The organism is Belnapia arida, assembly GCF_016773205.1.
Classification (GTDB): domain Bacteria; phylum Pseudomonadota; class Alphaproteobacteria; order Acetobacterales; family Acetobacteraceae; genus Belnapia; species Belnapia arida.
Window position 1 is genome coordinate 497,123 of record NZ_JAETWB010000002.1, and the last position, 14,715, is coordinate 511,837.

14 protein-coding genes, 1 tRNA gene and 1 pseudogene are annotated in these 14,715 nt (G+C 69.9%); 13 read left to right on the forward strand and 3 right to left on the reverse strand.

The window, feature by feature from the left end; translation table 11 throughout:
• Window positions 1-892: pseudogene (locus JMJ56_RS09400) on the forward strand (hypothetical protein); the annotation flags it as partial.
• Window positions 893-916: 24 nt separating this feature from the next.
• Here the strand turns inward: JMJ56_RS09400 and JMJ56_RS09405 are convergent.
• Window positions 917-2,395: a protein adenylyltransferase SelO gene (locus JMJ56_RS09405; protein WP_202831355.1), complete on the reverse strand. Its 1,479-nt coding sequence runs from the start codon at window positions 2,393-2,395 to the stop codon at window positions 917-919.
• 80 nt (window positions 2,396-2,475) lie between these two features.
• The gene (locus JMJ56_RS09410; protein ID WP_202831356.1) at window positions 2,476-3,420 is read right to left on the reverse strand and encodes an NYN domain-containing protein; all 945 of its coding nucleotides are present in this window, start codon (window positions 3,418-3,420) and stop codon (window positions 2,476-2,478) included.
• Between the two features lie 131 nt (window positions 3,421-3,551).
• Here JMJ56_RS09410 and thrS point away from each other — a divergent pair, with 131 nt between their 5' ends.
• From thrS to dctP, 12 genes are all read left to right on the forward strand, one after another.
• The gene (gene thrS, locus JMJ56_RS09415) at window positions 3,552-5,510 is read left to right on the forward strand and encodes a threonine--tRNA ligase (protein WP_202831357.1); all 1,959 of its coding nucleotides are present in this window, start codon (window positions 3,552-3,554) and stop codon (window positions 5,508-5,510) included.
• A gap of 53 nt (window positions 5,511-5,563) precedes the next feature.
• The gene (gene infC, locus JMJ56_RS09420; protein WP_202831426.1) at window positions 5,564-6,103 is read left to right on the forward strand and encodes a translation initiation factor IF-3; all 540 of its coding nucleotides are present in this window, start codon (window positions 5,564-5,566) and stop codon (window positions 6,101-6,103) included.
• A 169-nt stretch (window positions 6,104-6,272) separates the two neighbouring features.
• Window positions 6,273-7,670: a signal recognition particle protein gene (gene ffh, locus JMJ56_RS09425; protein ID WP_202831427.1), complete on the forward strand. Its 1,398-nt coding sequence runs from the start codon at window positions 6,273-6,275 to the stop codon at window positions 7,668-7,670.
• A gap of 27 nt (window positions 7,671-7,697) precedes the next feature.
• On the forward strand, window positions 7,698-8,030 hold the full coding sequence (gene rpsP, locus JMJ56_RS09430; protein WP_202831358.1) for a 30S ribosomal protein S16: 333 nt from the start codon (window positions 7,698-7,700) through the stop codon (window positions 8,028-8,030).
• Window positions 8,031-8,047: 17 nt separating this feature from the next.
• Window positions 8,048-8,560 (forward strand): ribosome maturation factor RimM, encoded by a 513-nt coding sequence (rimM, locus tag JMJ56_RS09435; RefSeq protein ID WP_202831359.1) that lies wholly within the window; start codon window positions 8,048-8,050, stop codon window positions 8,558-8,560.
• Between the two features lie 47 nt (window positions 8,561-8,607).
• Complete coding sequence (gene trmD / locus JMJ56_RS09440; RefSeq protein WP_202831428.1) at window positions 8,608-9,300, forward strand: tRNA (guanosine(37)-N1)-methyltransferase TrmD; 693 nt, start codon at window positions 8,608-8,610, stop codon at window positions 9,298-9,300.
• A 26-nt stretch (window positions 9,301-9,326) separates the two neighbouring features.
• Window positions 9,327-9,713: a 50S ribosomal protein L19 gene (gene rplS, locus JMJ56_RS09445; protein ID WP_202831360.1), complete on the forward strand. Its 387-nt coding sequence runs from the start codon at window positions 9,327-9,329 to the stop codon at window positions 9,711-9,713.
• A gap of 61 nt (window positions 9,714-9,774) precedes the next feature.
• A complete protein-coding gene (gene leuC / locus JMJ56_RS09450) occupies window positions 9,775-11,205 on the forward strand; it encodes a 3-isopropylmalate dehydratase large subunit (protein WP_202831361.1) in 1,431 nt (476 codons plus the stop codon).
• Window positions 11,205-11,819 (forward strand): 3-isopropylmalate dehydratase small subunit, encoded by a 615-nt coding sequence (leuD, locus tag JMJ56_RS09455; RefSeq protein WP_202831362.1) that lies wholly within the window; start codon window positions 11,205-11,207, stop codon window positions 11,817-11,819. The genes leuC and leuD overlap by 1 nt, the downstream gene beginning before the upstream one ends.
• Window positions 11,820-11,834: 15 nt before the next feature.
• The gene (gene leuB / locus JMJ56_RS09460) at window positions 11,835-12,950 is read left to right on the forward strand and encodes a 3-isopropylmalate dehydrogenase (RefSeq protein ID WP_202831363.1); all 1,116 of its coding nucleotides are present in this window, start codon (window positions 11,835-11,837) and stop codon (window positions 12,948-12,950) included.
• A gap of 70 nt (window positions 12,951-13,020) precedes the next feature.
• Window positions 13,021-13,097, forward strand: a tRNA-Arg gene (locus tag JMJ56_RS09465).
• Window positions 13,098-13,185: 88 nt separating this feature from the next.
• Window positions 13,186-14,235 carry a TRAP transporter substrate-binding protein DctP gene (gene dctP, locus JMJ56_RS09470; protein ID WP_202831364.1) on the forward strand — a complete coding sequence of 350 codons (1,050 nt, stop codon included), beginning with the start codon at window positions 13,186-13,188 and terminating at the stop codon, window positions 14,233-14,235.
• Window positions 14,236-14,241: 6 nt separating this feature from the next.
• On the opposite strand, the gene JMJ56_RS09475 is transcribed toward dctP, so the two are convergent.
• Window positions 14,242-14,715, reverse strand: coding sequence for an Lrp/AsnC family transcriptional regulator (locus JMJ56_RS09475; RefSeq protein WP_202831365.1), 474 nt, complete (start codon window positions 14,713-14,715; stop codon window positions 14,242-14,244).

Sequence of the window (14,715 nt, forward strand, 5' to 3'; positions counted from 1 at the left end):
TGCCGCGCCGCCGGTGGTGGAGCATGGGACGCCGAAGGGCCCGGTCGAGGCCGTGCTGGACGAGGTGCCGGTGGTCGCGCCGGTGGTGAAGCCCGAGGTGCCTGGGGTAATCGATCCCGTGATGCCGGCGGATGGCCCGGTCGTTGCCGCGCCGCCGGTGGTGGAGCATGGGACGCCGAAGGGCCCGGTCGAGGCCGTGCTGGACGAGGTGCCGGTGGTCGGGCCGGTGGTGAAGCCCGAAGTGCTGGGGGTTGCCGATCCTGTGGTGCCGGCCGATGGCCTGGTCGTCGGCGCGCCGCCGGTGGTGGAGCATGGGACGCCGAAGGGCCCGGTCGAGGCCGTGCTGGACGAGGTGCCGGTGGTCGGGCCGGTGGTGAAGCCCGAGGCGCCTGGGGTAATCGATCCCGTGATGCCGGCGGATGGCCCGGTCGTTGCCGCGCCGCCGGTGGTGGAGCATGGGACGCCGAAGGGCCCGGTCGAGGCCGTGCTGGACGAGGTGCCGGTGGTCGGGCCAGCAACGCCGTCCAGCATGCCGGCGGCCGATCGTGGCGGGCCCGCTGATACCCCAAGGTCGCCGGGCGCGATGCAGGAGGCCCCAAGCAAGCCGGCCGCGGCGCCGGGCGTGGATCAGGCGGACAAGACTGGTTCCGTGGGGAACCAGGGGGAGGCGACGTCGGTTGAGCCCGAGGCGCCCAGCCACACGGTGCTGACAGGGGCGGACAGCTTCAGCTTCAAGGATTCAGGAAGCGGTCCGGATGAGGTGATGCTGCCCACCGAGGCACATCACATCCTGCCGGAGCCGGGAAACGAGTCTGGGCTGCTGGTTGACCCCGTGCCGTCCTACGAGATCCTGCCGGATCACCCGGTGCAGCCGGATTACCATCTCATCTGAGGCATAGCCGCGCCGGAGTGGGGCTCAGGTGCCGCAGAAGGTCTGCAGCACCCGCTGCTCCGGCTCGGGCGGGGCGGCGTAGCGGGCGTGGTGGGGCTGGTCCTCGAAGGGACGGGCGAGGACGGACAGCAACTCGTCGAAGGGGCCGAAATCCTCGCGCTCGGTGGCGGCGGCGAGGGCGGCCTCAACCATATGGTTGCGCGGGATGAAGGCCGGGTTGACGGCGCGCATGGCGGCGGCACGAGCGGTGGGGGCGAGGTCTTCCGAGGCGAGCCGGGCGCGCCATTGCGCGGCCCAGGGGGCGTAGCCGCCGGTGGTGGCGAAGAGGGCCGCGAGGTCGGCATCGGCGGCGGGGTCGGCGGCGGCCTCGCAAAGCAGGCGGAAGGTCTGGGTGAAGTCGGCGCCGGCCTCCTGCATCGCGCCAAGCAGGGCGGCGATGAGGGCGGCATCCTCCTCGCGCGCCGTGGCGAGGCCGAGCTTGCGGCGCATCCCATCGAGCCAGGCGGCCTGGAACTGCGTGACGAAGCCGGTGAGCGACTCCTGGGCCAGCTCGACGGCCTTCTGCTCGTCATCGGCGAGGAGAGGGAGGAGGGCTTCGGCCAGGCGGGCCAGGTTCCACTGCAGGATGCGCGGCTGGTTGCCGTAGGCATAGCGGCCGGCATGGTCGATGGAGCTGAAGACGGTCGAAGGGTCGTAGTGATCCATGAAGGCGCAGGGGCCGTAGTCGATCGTCTCGCCGGAGACGGTGGTGTTGTCGGTGTTCATCACGCCGTGGATGAAGCCGACCAGCATCCATTGCGCGACGAGCCGCGCCTGGCGGGCGATGACGCCCTTGAGCAGGGCGCGGTAGGGCGCCTCGGCGGCGGCGGCTTCCGGGTAGTGGCGGGCGATGACGTGGTCGGCGAGGAGGCGGATGGCGTCCGCATCGCTGCGGGCGGCGAAGAACTGGAAGGTGCCGACGCGGATATGGCTGGCGGCGACGCGGGTCAGCACCGCACCGGGCAGCGCCGTCTCGCGGAAGACCTGGTCGCCGGTCAGCACCGCGGCGAGCGACCGGGTGGTCGGGATGCCGAGGGCGAACATCGCCTCGCTGATGATGTATTCGCGCAGCACCGGGCCGATGGCGGCGCGGCCGTCGCCGCCGCGGGAGAAGGGTGTGCGGCCCGAGCCCTTCAATTGCAGGTCGCGGCGCTGGCCGTCGCGGCCGACCACCTCGCCGAGCAGGATGGCCCGGCCATCGCCGAGCTGCGGGTTGAAATGGCCGAACTGGTGGCCGGCATAGGCTTCGGCGATGAAGGCGGCGCCCTCCGCGACGCGGTTGCCGGCGAGGATCTCGACGCCCTCGGGGCTGGCCAGCGCCGCCGGATCGAGGCCGAGATCCGCGCAGAGCGGCAGGTTCAGCTTCACCAGTCGTGGGGCGCTGACCGGCTGGGGCGCCATGCGGACGAAGAAGCGCTCGGGAAGCCGGGCGTAGCTCGTATCGAAGGGGATCTGGACGGGCATGGGGGGTTCCTCGGCGCGTCGCGCGGCGCGCCTCTGCCGGTAGTGCCTCGTTCAACGCCCCCGGGAGCCAGGGTTCCGGGCTAGGGCTCCTCGGGCGCGCGCGGGGCGTCGGGCAGGGGGACGAGGTCGGGCTGCTGGAGCGAGGGCAGGGCGTGGCGGCGCGGGTCGTAGAGCCAGCCGCCGCCGGGGCCGGATTCCAGCACCAGGTCCTCGGCGCCCTCGATCAGCCGGGCGAGCGTGCCGGCGCCGCCGAAGCGGCTGCGGCGGACCCAGCCGCCAAGCTCCAGATGGATGCGCTTGCCGAGCGCCGGCAGGTGGAGCGGCACCTCGGCGGCCGCGACCAGGCGGCGCAGGGTGGCGAGGATGGCGGCGCGCTGGGCGGCGGGCTCCACCGGGTCGCCAGTGGGGTCGCTACTGGGGTCGCTATTGGGGTCGCCGGAGGGGACAGGCGGCTCGGTCTCGGCGGGGATGGTGATCTCGGCGAAATCGCCCAAGGGGATCACCTGGTCGGCGGCGGCGCGGAGGGCGGCGGCGGCGCTGTCCGGGGCGATCACCATGATGCGGCGGTCGTGCTCGCGCAGCCGGTGCAGCAGCGGGGTGAAGTCGCTGTCGCCGGAGAGGATCAGCATCTCCTCGAAGCGCGTCGGGTGGCCGAGCGCCTCGTGGATGTCGAGCGCCATGACGATGTCGGCGGCGTTCTTCAGCCGGGCGAGGCGGGGGCAGTCCACTACGGTGAAGCCGGCGCGGACGAAATCGGCGCGGAAGCGGCTGTAATAGAGGCGGGGCTGGCCGAGCCAGCCGGCCAGCTCGCCATTCGGCTCCGGCTCGGTCCAGCCAGCCGGGTTCAGGTAGCAGCGGCGGACCAGCAGGCGGCGGGGGCCGCCTGGGGCGCTCTCGGCGAGCCAGGCGAGCCAGCGGGTGGGGTGGGAGGCGAAATTCCAGGCGGCCCATTCGTCGATGGCGGCGAGGCCGGCGAAGACATTGTCGAAATCGAGGTAGAGCGCCGCCCGGCGCGGTTCCGTCACTGGCGTTTCCTGTTCGTTAGGCATGGCCGCAATAAATGGGAGGCGTGCGGTAGCGGACAAGCTCGGCGCTTGACGCGGGTGGGGCCTGCCGCCCATGGTCCGGCCCCTTTCCTGAAGGACTAGCCAGAGCCATGCCTGCGATCACCCTGCCCGACGGTTCCGTCCGCGCCTTCGATGGGCCGGTGACGGGGACTACCGTGGCGGCGGCGATCGGGCCGGGTCTCGCCAAGGCGGCGCTGGCCATGCAGGTCGATGGCGTGACGCGCGACCTGGCGATGCCGATCGAGCATGATGCGAGCCTGCGCTTCATCACGCGGCGCGACCCGGAGGCGCTGGAGATGATCCGGCACGACGCGGCGCATGTGCTGGCCGAGGCCGTGCAGGCGCTCTACCCGGGCACGCAGGTGACGATCGGGCCCTCCATCGAGAACGGCTTCTACTACGACTTCGCCCGCAACGAGCCCTTCACGCCGGAGGATTTCGGCGCGATCGAGGCGAAGATGCGCGAGATCGTGGCGCGCAACGCGGCCTTCGTGCGCTCCGTCATGCCGCGGGATGAGGCGATCGCCTTCTTCGAGGCCCGCGGCGAGAAGTACAAGGCGCAGCTCATCCGCGACCTGCCGGAGACGGAGGAGATCAGCCTCTACTCCCAGGGCGACTGGATCGACCTCTGCCGCGGGCCGCATATGCGGGGCACGGGGGATGTCGGCACCGCCTTCAAGCTGATGAAGGTGGCCGGGGCCTATTGGCGGGGCGACCACCGCAACGCCATGCTGAGCCGCATCTACGGTACGGCCTGGCGCGACCAGAAGGAGCTGGACGCCTATCTCCACCAGCTGGAGGAGGCGGAGAAGCGCGACCACCGCAAGATCGGCCGCGAGATGCACCTCTTCCACCTTCAGGAGGAGGCGACGGGGAGCATCTTCTGGCACCCCAAGGGGTGGAAGCTCTACCGGACGCTCGAGGACTACATGCGGCGCCGGCTGGATGCGACGGCCTACCAGGAGGTGCGGACGCCGCAGCTGCTCGACCGGAAGCTCTGGGAGGCCTCGGGGCATTGGGAGAAATTCCGCGAGGCGATGTTCATCGCGCGCGTCGAGGATGAGTCGGAGAAGGACCGTGTCCTCGCCCTGAAGCCGATGAACTGCCCCTGCCATGTGCAGATCTTCAACCAGGGGCTTCGCAGCTACCGGGAGTTGCCGCTGCGCATGGCGGAGTTCGGCGCCTGCCACCGGTATGAGCCGTCAGGGGCGCTGCATGGAATCATGCGGGTGCGCGCCTTCACCCAGGACGACGCGCACATCTTCTGCACCGAGGAGCAGATCGCGGCGGAGACGGTGGAGTTCGTGGCGCTGCTCTCCTCCATCTACCGGGACCTCGGCTTCGAGGAATTCCGGGTGAAGTTCAGCGACCGGCCGGCGATGCGTGCGGGGACGGACGCGGTGTGGGACCAGGCGGAGGGGGCGCTGCGCGAGGCCTGCCGGACGGCGGGCGTCGAGTACACGCTCAATCCGGGCGAGGGGGCCTTCTACGGGCCGAAGCTGGAATTCGTCCTGCGCGATGCGATCGGGCGGGACTGGCAGTGCGGCACGCTCCAGGTGGATTTCGTCCTGCCGGAACGGCTTGGGGCCGAGTATGTGGCGGAGGACGGGTCGCGGAAGCGCCCGGTGATGCTGCACCGCGCTATCCTTGGGTCCTTCGAGCGGTTCATCGGCATCCTGATCGAGCAGCATGCCGGGCGGTTCCCGCTCTGGCTGGCGCCGGTGCAGGTGGTGGTGACGACCATCGTCTCCGATGCCGACGACTATGCGCGGGAGGCGGCAGCCGCTTTGGCCAAGGCCGGACTGCGCGTTGACCTTGATCTGCGGAACGAGAAGATCAACCGCAAGGTTGTCGACCACATCGAGCAGCGGGTGCCGGTGCTGGCCGTGGTCGGCCGGCGCGAGGCGGAGGAGCGGACGCTGGTGCTGCGCCGCCTCCCAGGCCGTGAACAGCAGGCGGTGCCGCTGGAGGAGGCGGTTCGCCTGCTGAGCGCCGAGGCATTGCCGCCGGATCGTGCAGAGGCCGCGCCGATGGTTGCAGCGGCGTGAGGCAAGCCCCATAAAGTAACGCTCTACCCCTTTTACTACGACAGGAGACGACCATAGCCAGAGGCCCCGTTTCGAATCAGCCGCCGACGCGCGACGGCCCGCGCGTCAACGAGGATATTCGCGTCCCCCAGGTGCGGCTCATCGACCAGGAAGGCGAGATGATCGGCGTCATGTCCGCGCGCGATGCGCTGCTGCGGGCCTATGACGCGGGGCTCGATCTGCTCGAGATCAGCCCCAATGCCGTGCCGCCGGTGTGCAAGATCACCGACTACGGCAAGTTCAAATACGAGCAGCAGAAGAAGGCGAACGAAGCCCGCAAGCGGCAGAAAGTCGTCGAGATCAAGGAAGTCAAGGTCCGCCCGAACATTGATGACCATGACTACGAGGTCAAGATGCGCCAGATGAAGAGCTTCATCGGCGAGGGCGACAAGGTGAAGGTCACGCTCCGCTTCCGCGGCCGCGAGATGGCGCACCAGGACCTCGGCATCAAGGTATTGGAGCGGATCCGGATCGAGCTTGGCGAGACCATCAAGGTCGAGCAGATGCCCCGGCTGGAGAACCGCCAGATGATTATGGTGCTGGCACCGAAGTAACCCGAGGCTTGCCCCGAGGCTTGACTATGGGGGTGTGAGGCCTTACGGCTCCTGCCCTCGGGTCGCCCCGAACCAGACGGTCCCCTGCCACGCAGGGGGCTCCGCCGCTCCGCGAAGGCTCGCGCAGCGGCGCGTTCTGTTTTGGGCGGGCCGGATGTAAAGGGTGACCATGTTCGAGGCATTGTCCGGCAAGCTGAACGGGGTCTTCGACCGGCTGCGCCGCCGCGGCGCGCTGACCGAGGCCGACGTGAACGAGGCGCTGCGTGAGGTGCGCGTGGCGTTGCTGGAGGCGGATGTCGCCTTGCCGGTGGTGAAGGACCTCGTCACCAGGGTCCGCGAGCGGGCGGTCGGCGTCGAGGTGCTGCGGAGCGTCTCGCCGGCCCAGCAGGTCATCAAGATCGTCAACGACGCGCTGGTCGAGGCGTTGGGCGGCGGCGAGGGGGATAACGGGGCGCGGGGGCTCGACCTCAATGCGCCGTCGCCGGTGCCGATCCTGATGGTCGGGCTTCAGGGCTCGGGCAAGACCACGACCTCGGGCAAGATCGCGCTGCGGCTGAAGAACCGCGAGAAGAAGAAGGTGCTGCTCGCCTCGCTCGACGTGCACCGGCCGGCGGCGCAGCTGCAGCTGGAGACGCTGGCGAAGCAGGTAGGCGTCGTATCCCTGCCGATCGTGGCGGGAGAGACGCCGTTGCAGATCGCGGCGCGCGCCATGGATCTCGGGCGGCGCGAGCTGTTCGACGTGGTGGTGCTCGATACCGCGGGGCGGCTCGCCATCGACGAGGCGTTGATGGACGAGGTGGCGCAGGTCAAGGCGGCGACGCGGCCGCACGAGACGCTGCTCGTCGTCGATGCGATGACCGGCCAGGATGCCGTCAACACGGCGCGAGCCTTCCAGGAGAAGGTGGGCGTCAGCGGCATCGTCATGACGCGGATCGACGGCGATGCGCGCGGCGGCGCGGCGCTGTCGATGCGGGCGGTGACGGGTGCGCCGATCAAGCTGCTGGGCGCGGGCGAGAAGCTCGACGCGCTTGAGGATTTCCACCCGGACCGCATCGCCGGGCGCATCCTCGGCATGGGCGACATCGTCTCGCTCGTCGAGCGGGCGGCGGAGACCATCGACCAGGCGGAAGCCGAGAAGATGGCGGCCCGGATGCAAAAGGGCCAGTTCAACCTGGAAGACTACGCCAATCAGCTGAAGCAGATCGGCAAGATGGGCTCGCTCTCCGGCATCCTCGGCATGCTGCCTGGCGTCGGCAAGATGAAGCAGCAAATCGAGGGCGCCAATCTCGACCAGACCATCCTCAAGCGGCAGGCCGCCATCATCGGCAGCATGACGCCGAAGGAACGGCGGGCGCCCGACATCATCAAGGCCTCGCGCAAGCGGCGGATCGCCGCCGGCAGCGGCGCCTCGGTGCAGGAGGTCAACCGCCTCCTCAAGCAGTTCGACGAGATGTCCGCGATGATGAAGCGGATGAACAAGCTCGGCCAGAAGGGGCTGATGCGGGGTGGCCTCGGCGCCCTGCTCCCCAAGGGGATGAACCTCCCCGGTGGCCGGAAGCCTTTCTAGAACCCAGTACGGAGTAGAACCAGGACCATGGGTCTCAAGATTCGCCTTGCCCGCGCCGGCGCCAAGAAGCGCCCCTACTACCACATCGTGGTGGCCGACAGCCGCAGCCCGCGCGACGGCCGCTTCATCGAGAAGGTCGGCAGCTACAACCCGATGCTGCCCTCCGACCATGCCGACCGCATCCGCCTCGAGGATGAGCGGATCAAGCATTGGCTGGGCGAAGGGGCGGTGGCCACCGACCGCGTGGCGAAGTTCCTCGGCAAGGCCGACCTGGCCCCGATGCCGGTGTTCAGCGAGCAGCCGAAGCAGTCCGCGCCGAAGAAGAAGGCGCAGGAGCGCGCCGCCGCGGCGGCGGGCTGAGCCAAGGGGGCTGAGCGGTGGCCGGCAAGCGCATCCTGGTGGGCGAGATCGGCAGGCCGCACGGTGTGCGCGGCCTGGTGAAGCTGCGCAGCTTCACCGCCGACCCCACCGCGATTGCCGGCTATGGGCCGTTGACGGATGAGGCGGGGATGCGGCGCTTCGGCATCACGCTGCTGGCCGAGGGGCTGGCACGGGTCGAGGGCGTCGCCGACCGGGATGCCGCCGCGCGGCTGACCGGGACCCTGCTTTATGCCGAACGCGACCGGCTGCCGCCGCCGGAGGAGGAGGAATACTACCTCGCCGACCTGATCGGCCTCCGGGCCGAGACGGAGGCGGGGGAGAGCCTCGGTGCCGTCCGCGCGGTGGAGGACCACGGCGCGGGGGCCTTCCTGGTGCTGGAGGGGCCGCCGGAGCGGATGGTGCCCTTCACCCGGGCGGTGGTGCCGGTGATCGACTTGGCGGGCGGGCGCGTCGTCGTCGTGCTGCCGGATGAGGTCGTGGTGCCGCCGGGTGCGGAGGATGCTGCGTGACAACATCCTCCCCTTGGCAGGCTTCCGTCCTCACCCTGTTCCCCGAAATGTTTCCCGGGCCGTTGGGGCATTCCCTGGCGGGCCGCGCGCTGCGCGAGGGGCGGTGGGCCTTGGATGCCATCGACATCCGCGGCTTCGCCACGGACCGGCACCGCAGCGTGGACGACACGCCCTGCGGCGGCGGGGCGGGGATGGTGCTGCGGCCGGATGTGGTGGATGCGGCCTGTGCGGCGACCTTGGCCTCCGGGCCGGGGCGGCCGTTGGTTGCCCTCACCCCGCGGGGGGTGCCGCTGGATCAGGCGATGGTCCGCGGCTTCGCCGAGGGGCCGGGGGTCGTCCTGCTCTGCGGGCGGTTCGAGGGCATCGACCAGCGCGTCATCGAGGCGCGGGGGATGCTGGAGGTCTCGATCGGCGACTACGTGCTCTCCGGTGGGGAGCCGGCGGCGCTCGTCCTGCTCGATGCCTGCGTGCGGCTGCTGCCCGGGGTGATGGGCGCGGCCGTAAGCGGGGAGGAGGAGAGCTTCTCCTCCGGCCTGCTGGAGTACCCGCACTACACGCGGCCAACGAATTGGAACGGCCTGGCTGTGCCGCCCGTGCTGCTCTCCGGCAACCATGCCGAGGTGGCGCGCTGGCGGCGGGAGCAGGCCGAGATGCTGACACGGACCCGCCGCCCTGACCTGTGGGCCCGGCATGGCTCCGACAACCCTATCGCGCTGGACGGCCAGGCCAGCGCCGCCTAGTTATCGAATGTAAAGGACAACCCATCATGAACCTGCTTCAGCAATTCGAGGCGGACCAGCTTGCCCGCCTCTCCGGCCTTCGCGGAGTGCCGGAATTCGGCCCGGGCGACACCGTGCGCGTCATGGTGCGGGTGGTCGAGGGCGAGCGCGTGCGCTCCCAGGCCTATGAAGGCGTGGTCATCGCCCGCAGCAACCGCGGCCTGAACAGCAATTTCACCGTCCGCAAGCTGTCCTATGGCGAGGGCGTGGAGCGCGTCTTCCCGCTCTACTCTCCCTCCGTGACGGAGATCGTGGTGGTTCGCCGCGGCAAGGTGCGGCGGGCGAAGCTCTATTACCTCCGTGGCCGGACCGGCAAGGCCGCCCGCATCATCGAGAAGCGCGAGGTCCGTCCGACGGCCGAGGCGCAAGGCTGAACCAGCGGCGTCCCCGGGCCCAACCGGCCCGGGGCGCCCATCAGAGAGTTTGGGGAACGTCATGTCAGCGCAGAAACCGCGCACGCTGTTCGATAAAATCTGGGACGCTCATGTCGTCGAGACCCTGCCCGACGGCACCGCGCTTCTCTACATCGACCTCCACCTCACCCATGAGGTGACGACGCCCCAGGCTTTCGACGGGCTTCGCGCCGCCGGCCGCAAGGTGCGCCGGCCCGATGCAACGCTCGCCGTCATCGACCACAACATCGCCACCGATGCCAGCCGCTATACCGGGATCGTCGATCCCGAGAGCCGGCTGCAGGTCGAGACGCTGGAGAAGAACGTCGCCGAGTTCGGCGTGCCCTTCATCCCGCTGCTCGATGCGCGGCAGGGCATCGTGCATGTGATCGGGCCGGAGCTCGGCCGCTCGCTGCCGGGCATGACCATCGTCTGCGGCGACAGCCACACCTCGACGCATGGCGCCATGGGCGCGCTGGCCTTCGGCATCGGCACCTCCGAGGTGGAGCATGTGCTGGCGACGCAGACGCTGCTGCAGAAGCCGGCGAAGAACATGCGGGTAGCGGTCGAGGGCAACCTCGCCGTCGGCTGCTCGGCGAAGGACGTGACGCTCGCCATCATCGGCAAGATCGGCACCGCCGGCGGCACCGGCCATGTGATCGAGTATGCGGGCGACGCGATCCGCGGGCTCGACATGGCGGGGCGGATGACGCTCTGCAACATGTCGATCGAGGGCGGGGCGCGGGCCGGCATGGTGGCGCCGGACCAGACCACCTTCGACTACATCGCCCGCACGCCGAACGGGCCGAAGGGCGAGGCGCTGGATCGGGCGATCGAGTGGTGGAGGACGCTGCCGACCGATGCGGGGGCGCATTTCGACCGCATCGTGACGCTCGCCGCGCATGAGATCGCGCCGCAGGTGACCTGGGGGACGAGCCCCGAGGACGTGCTGCCGATCACCGCCGCCGTGCCCGACCCGGAGGCGGTGGAGGACGAGGCGCGGCGCGAGCAGTTCCGCCGCAAGATGCAATACATGGGGCTGACGCCGGGGCAGCGGCTCCAGGACCTGCCGCTGGACGTCGTCTTCATCGGCTCCTGCACCAACAGCCGGATCGAGGACATCCGCGTCGCCGCCAGCATCGCGCGGGGCCGCAAGGTGGCCGAAGGGGTGCGGGCGCTGGTGGTGCCGGGCTCCGGCCTCGTCAAGAAGCAGGCCGAGGCGGAGGGGCTCGACCGCATCCTCCAGGAAGCCGGCTTCGAGTGGCGCGAGGCGGGGTGCTCGATGTGCCTCGGCATGAACCCGGACAAGCTGACGCCGGGGCAGCGCTCGGCCTCCACCTCGAACCGGAATTTCGAGGGGCGGCAGGGGCCGGGCGGGCGGACGCACCTCGTCTCGCCGGCGACGGCGGCGGCCAGCGCGATCGCCGGGCATCTGGCCGATGTGCGGGATTACCAGCCGAAGGACGCCCACTGATGGAAGCCTTCACGACGCTCACCGGCATCGCGGCGCCGATGCCGAAGGCCAATGTGGACACCGACCAGATCATCCCGGCGCGGTTCCTCAAGTCGATCAGCCGCACGGGCTTCGGCAAGAACCTGTTTGCGAACTTCCGCTTCAGGGAGGACGGATCGGAGAACCCGGATTTCGTCCTCAACCAGGAGCCGTACCGGAAGGCCGAGATCCTCATCGCCTTCGAGAATTTCGGCTGCGGCTCCTCCCGCGAGCATGCGCCCTGGGCGCTGCTCGACTTCGGCATCCGCTGCGTCATCGCCCCCGACTTCGCCGACATCTTCCACAACAACAGCTTCAAGAACGGCGTGCTGCCGGTGAAGCTGCCGCGCGAGGTCTGCGCGCAGCTGATGGAAGACGCGAAGATGGGCGGCAATGCGCGCATCACCGTCGACCTGGAGCGGCAGGTGGTGGTGCGGCCGAGCGGCGAGGAGATCCCCTTCCAGATCGACCCGCTGCGGCGGCACCTGCTGCTGAACGGGCTCGACGATATCGGCCAGACCATGCAGCACGCCCCGGCGATCGACGGCTTCGAGGCGAAGCAGCGGGCGGCGCAGCCCTGGCTCTACGGCGCGTAAGGCAAGGATAGGTCGATGGCTGCGAACAAGACGCTGCTGGTGCTGCCGGGCGACGGCATAGGCCCCGAAGTGATGGGCGAGGTCAGCCGCGTCATCGACTGGATGGAGCGGCGGCGAAGCGTCAGCTTCCGCATCGAGGAGGGGCTGGTCGGCGGCGCCGCGATCGATGCGGTCGGCACGCCCTGCCCGGACGAGACGGTGGCCAAGGCGCGCGCGGCGGATGCGGTGCTGTTCGGCAGCGTCGGCGGGCCGAAATGGGACAGCCTGCCCTTCGACCAGCGGCCGGAGCTCGGCATCCTCAGGCTGCGCAAGGACCTTGGGCTGTTCGCCAACCTGCGCCCTGCGCTGGTGATGGACCCGCTGGCCGAGGCCTCCTCGCTGAAGGCCGATGTGGTGCGCGGCGTCGACATCATGGTGGTGCGGGAGACGGTGGGCGGCGTCTATTTCGGCGAGCCGCGCGGCGTGGAGAAGGCGCCCGATGGCCGCCGCCGGGGCTTCGACACCCAGGTCTACTTCGAGGACGAGATCGCCCGCGTGGCGCGCGTCGCCTTCGACCTGGCGCGGAAGCGCCGCAACAAGGTGACGAGCGTCGAGAAGGCGAATGTCATGCAATCCGGCCGGCTTTGGCGGGCCGTGGTCGGCGAGGTGCACCAGGCCGAGTATCCTGAGGTGCAGCTTGAGAACATGTATGCCGACAACTGCGCGATGCAGCTCTGCTCGCGGCCCAAGCAGTTCGACGTCATCCTCGGCGACAACCTCTTCGGCGACGTGCTGAGCGACCTGGCGGCGGCGCTGACCGGCTCGCTCGGCATGCTGCCCTCGGCGACCCTCGGCGCCGTGGACCCGACCAGCGGCAAGCGCTATGCGCTCTACGAGCCGATCCACGGCTCGGCACCGGATATCGCCGGGCGCGGCGTTGCCAATCCCTGCGCGCAGATCCTCTCCTTCGCCATGCTGCTGCGCTGGTCCTTCGGCATGGAGGAGGATGCGGCGCTGATCGAGGCGGCGGTGGAGAAGGTGCTGGCCGGTGGGCTCCGCACCGCCGACATCATGCAGCCCGGCATGGCCCGGGTCGGCACCAGCGTCATGGGCGAGGCGGTGGTGCGGGAGTTGGAAAAGCTGTCCCTGTAAAGGGCGGATAGGGGGTTGCGCCACGGCGCGGCCTCCGCTATTTCGCCTGCCTCGCCGCTTCGGCGGCTGCGCGCCCGTAGCTCAGCTGGATAGAGCACCAGACTACGAATCTGGGGGTCAGGAGTTCGAATCTCTTCGGGCGCGCCATTTTTCCCCAGCGATTCAATTATGTAGACGTACCGGGTCGGGCCGGGCTTATGATCCGGCTCCGCTGGAGCAGGAAGGCGGTTGCGGCATGAGTCCGGTCTTCCGTCATATCCTGGCGCTGGCCCTGGCCTTCTGGCTGGGCATCGCCCCTGGCTTCGCCACCGAGCAGGCCTCGCCGCTCCGGGTCCGGGTGATCGGCGGCTTCGCCGGGACCAGCCAATTCGACCGCATCGAGCAGCCTTTCTGGACGCGCCGGCTGCCTGCCCTGACCGGCGGGCGGATGGTGGCGATGTTGCAGTCCTCCACCCAGGCCGGGGTATCGCCGGACCAGATGCTGAACGTGATGCGGAGCGGCGCGGTGCTGTTCGGCACGGTGGAGGCGAATGCCATCGCCCTCGACGAGCCGGAGCTGGCGGTGGCGGACCTGCCCTTGCTGGCCGAGGACACGGCGGCGTTGCGGCGGATGGTCGCGCTCTGGCGGCCGCGCTTCCATGCCATCTTCGCCGAGCAGTACGGGGCCGAGTTGCTGGCGGTGTTCATCCGGCCGCCACAGGTCGTCTTCTGCAACAAGCCCTTCACCGGGCTGCGGGGGCTGGCAGGGCTGCGGGTGCGGGCGGCCTCGGTCAACCAGGCCGACCTGCTGCTGGCGCTCGGGGCGCAGCCGGTGGTGATGGCATTCGACCGCATGGTCGGGGCGGTGCGCGAGGGCTTGGTGGATTGCGCCATCACCGGCGGGTTGCCAGGCCAGGCGGTCGGGCTGCACCGCGTCACCACCCATGTCTCCTCCCTGCCGCTCGGCTGGGCGATGTCCTTCCTCACCGCGCATCAGCCGGGCTGGCAGGCGCTGCCGGCCGGGCTGCGGGAGCAGGTGCAGCAGGGCGTCGCGGAGCTGGAGGCGGCGATGTGGAACGCGGCGGAGGAGGAGCGCGATCAGGGCGAGGCCTGCAACACCGGCGATGCGCGCTGCCGGCAGGGCGAGCGGGGCCGGCTGGTGGCGGTGCGGGAGGACCCGGCGGCGATCCGCCCGCTCTTCGGTGCCGCCGTGCTGCCGGGCTGGGCGCGGCGTTGCGGCGCCACCTGCGCCGAAAGCTGGAATGCCGTGGCGGGGCCGGCGGCCGGCGTCTACGCGCTCTGGTAACCGCCGCTACGGCGCGTACTGCGTCGGCAGGGCGGTGGTGTACTTGATCCGCTCCATGGAGAAGCCGGAGCTGACGTCGAGCAGATCACCGATCCCGATGAGCTGCTTGTAGATGGCATCATAGGCGGCGATGTCGGGGACGACGACGCGCAGCAGGTAGTCCACCGTGCCGCTCATGCGGTGGAATTCCACCACCTCGGGGATCGCCGAGACCAGGCGGCAAAATCGCTCCGCCCAGGTGGCGTTGTGCTGGCTGGTGCGGATGCTGACGAAGACGGTGACGCCGACGCGGAGCTTCTCGGCATCGAGCAGGGCGACGCGGCGGCGGATGATCCCTTCCTCTTCGAGCCGGCGGATGCGGCGCCAGCAGGGCGAGGGGGAGAGGCCGGCGCGCTCGGCGATCTCGGCGACGGGGAGGGTGGCGTCATCCTGCAAGGCTGCAAGGATGCTGCGGTCGATCCGGTCGAGCTGGAATGCCAT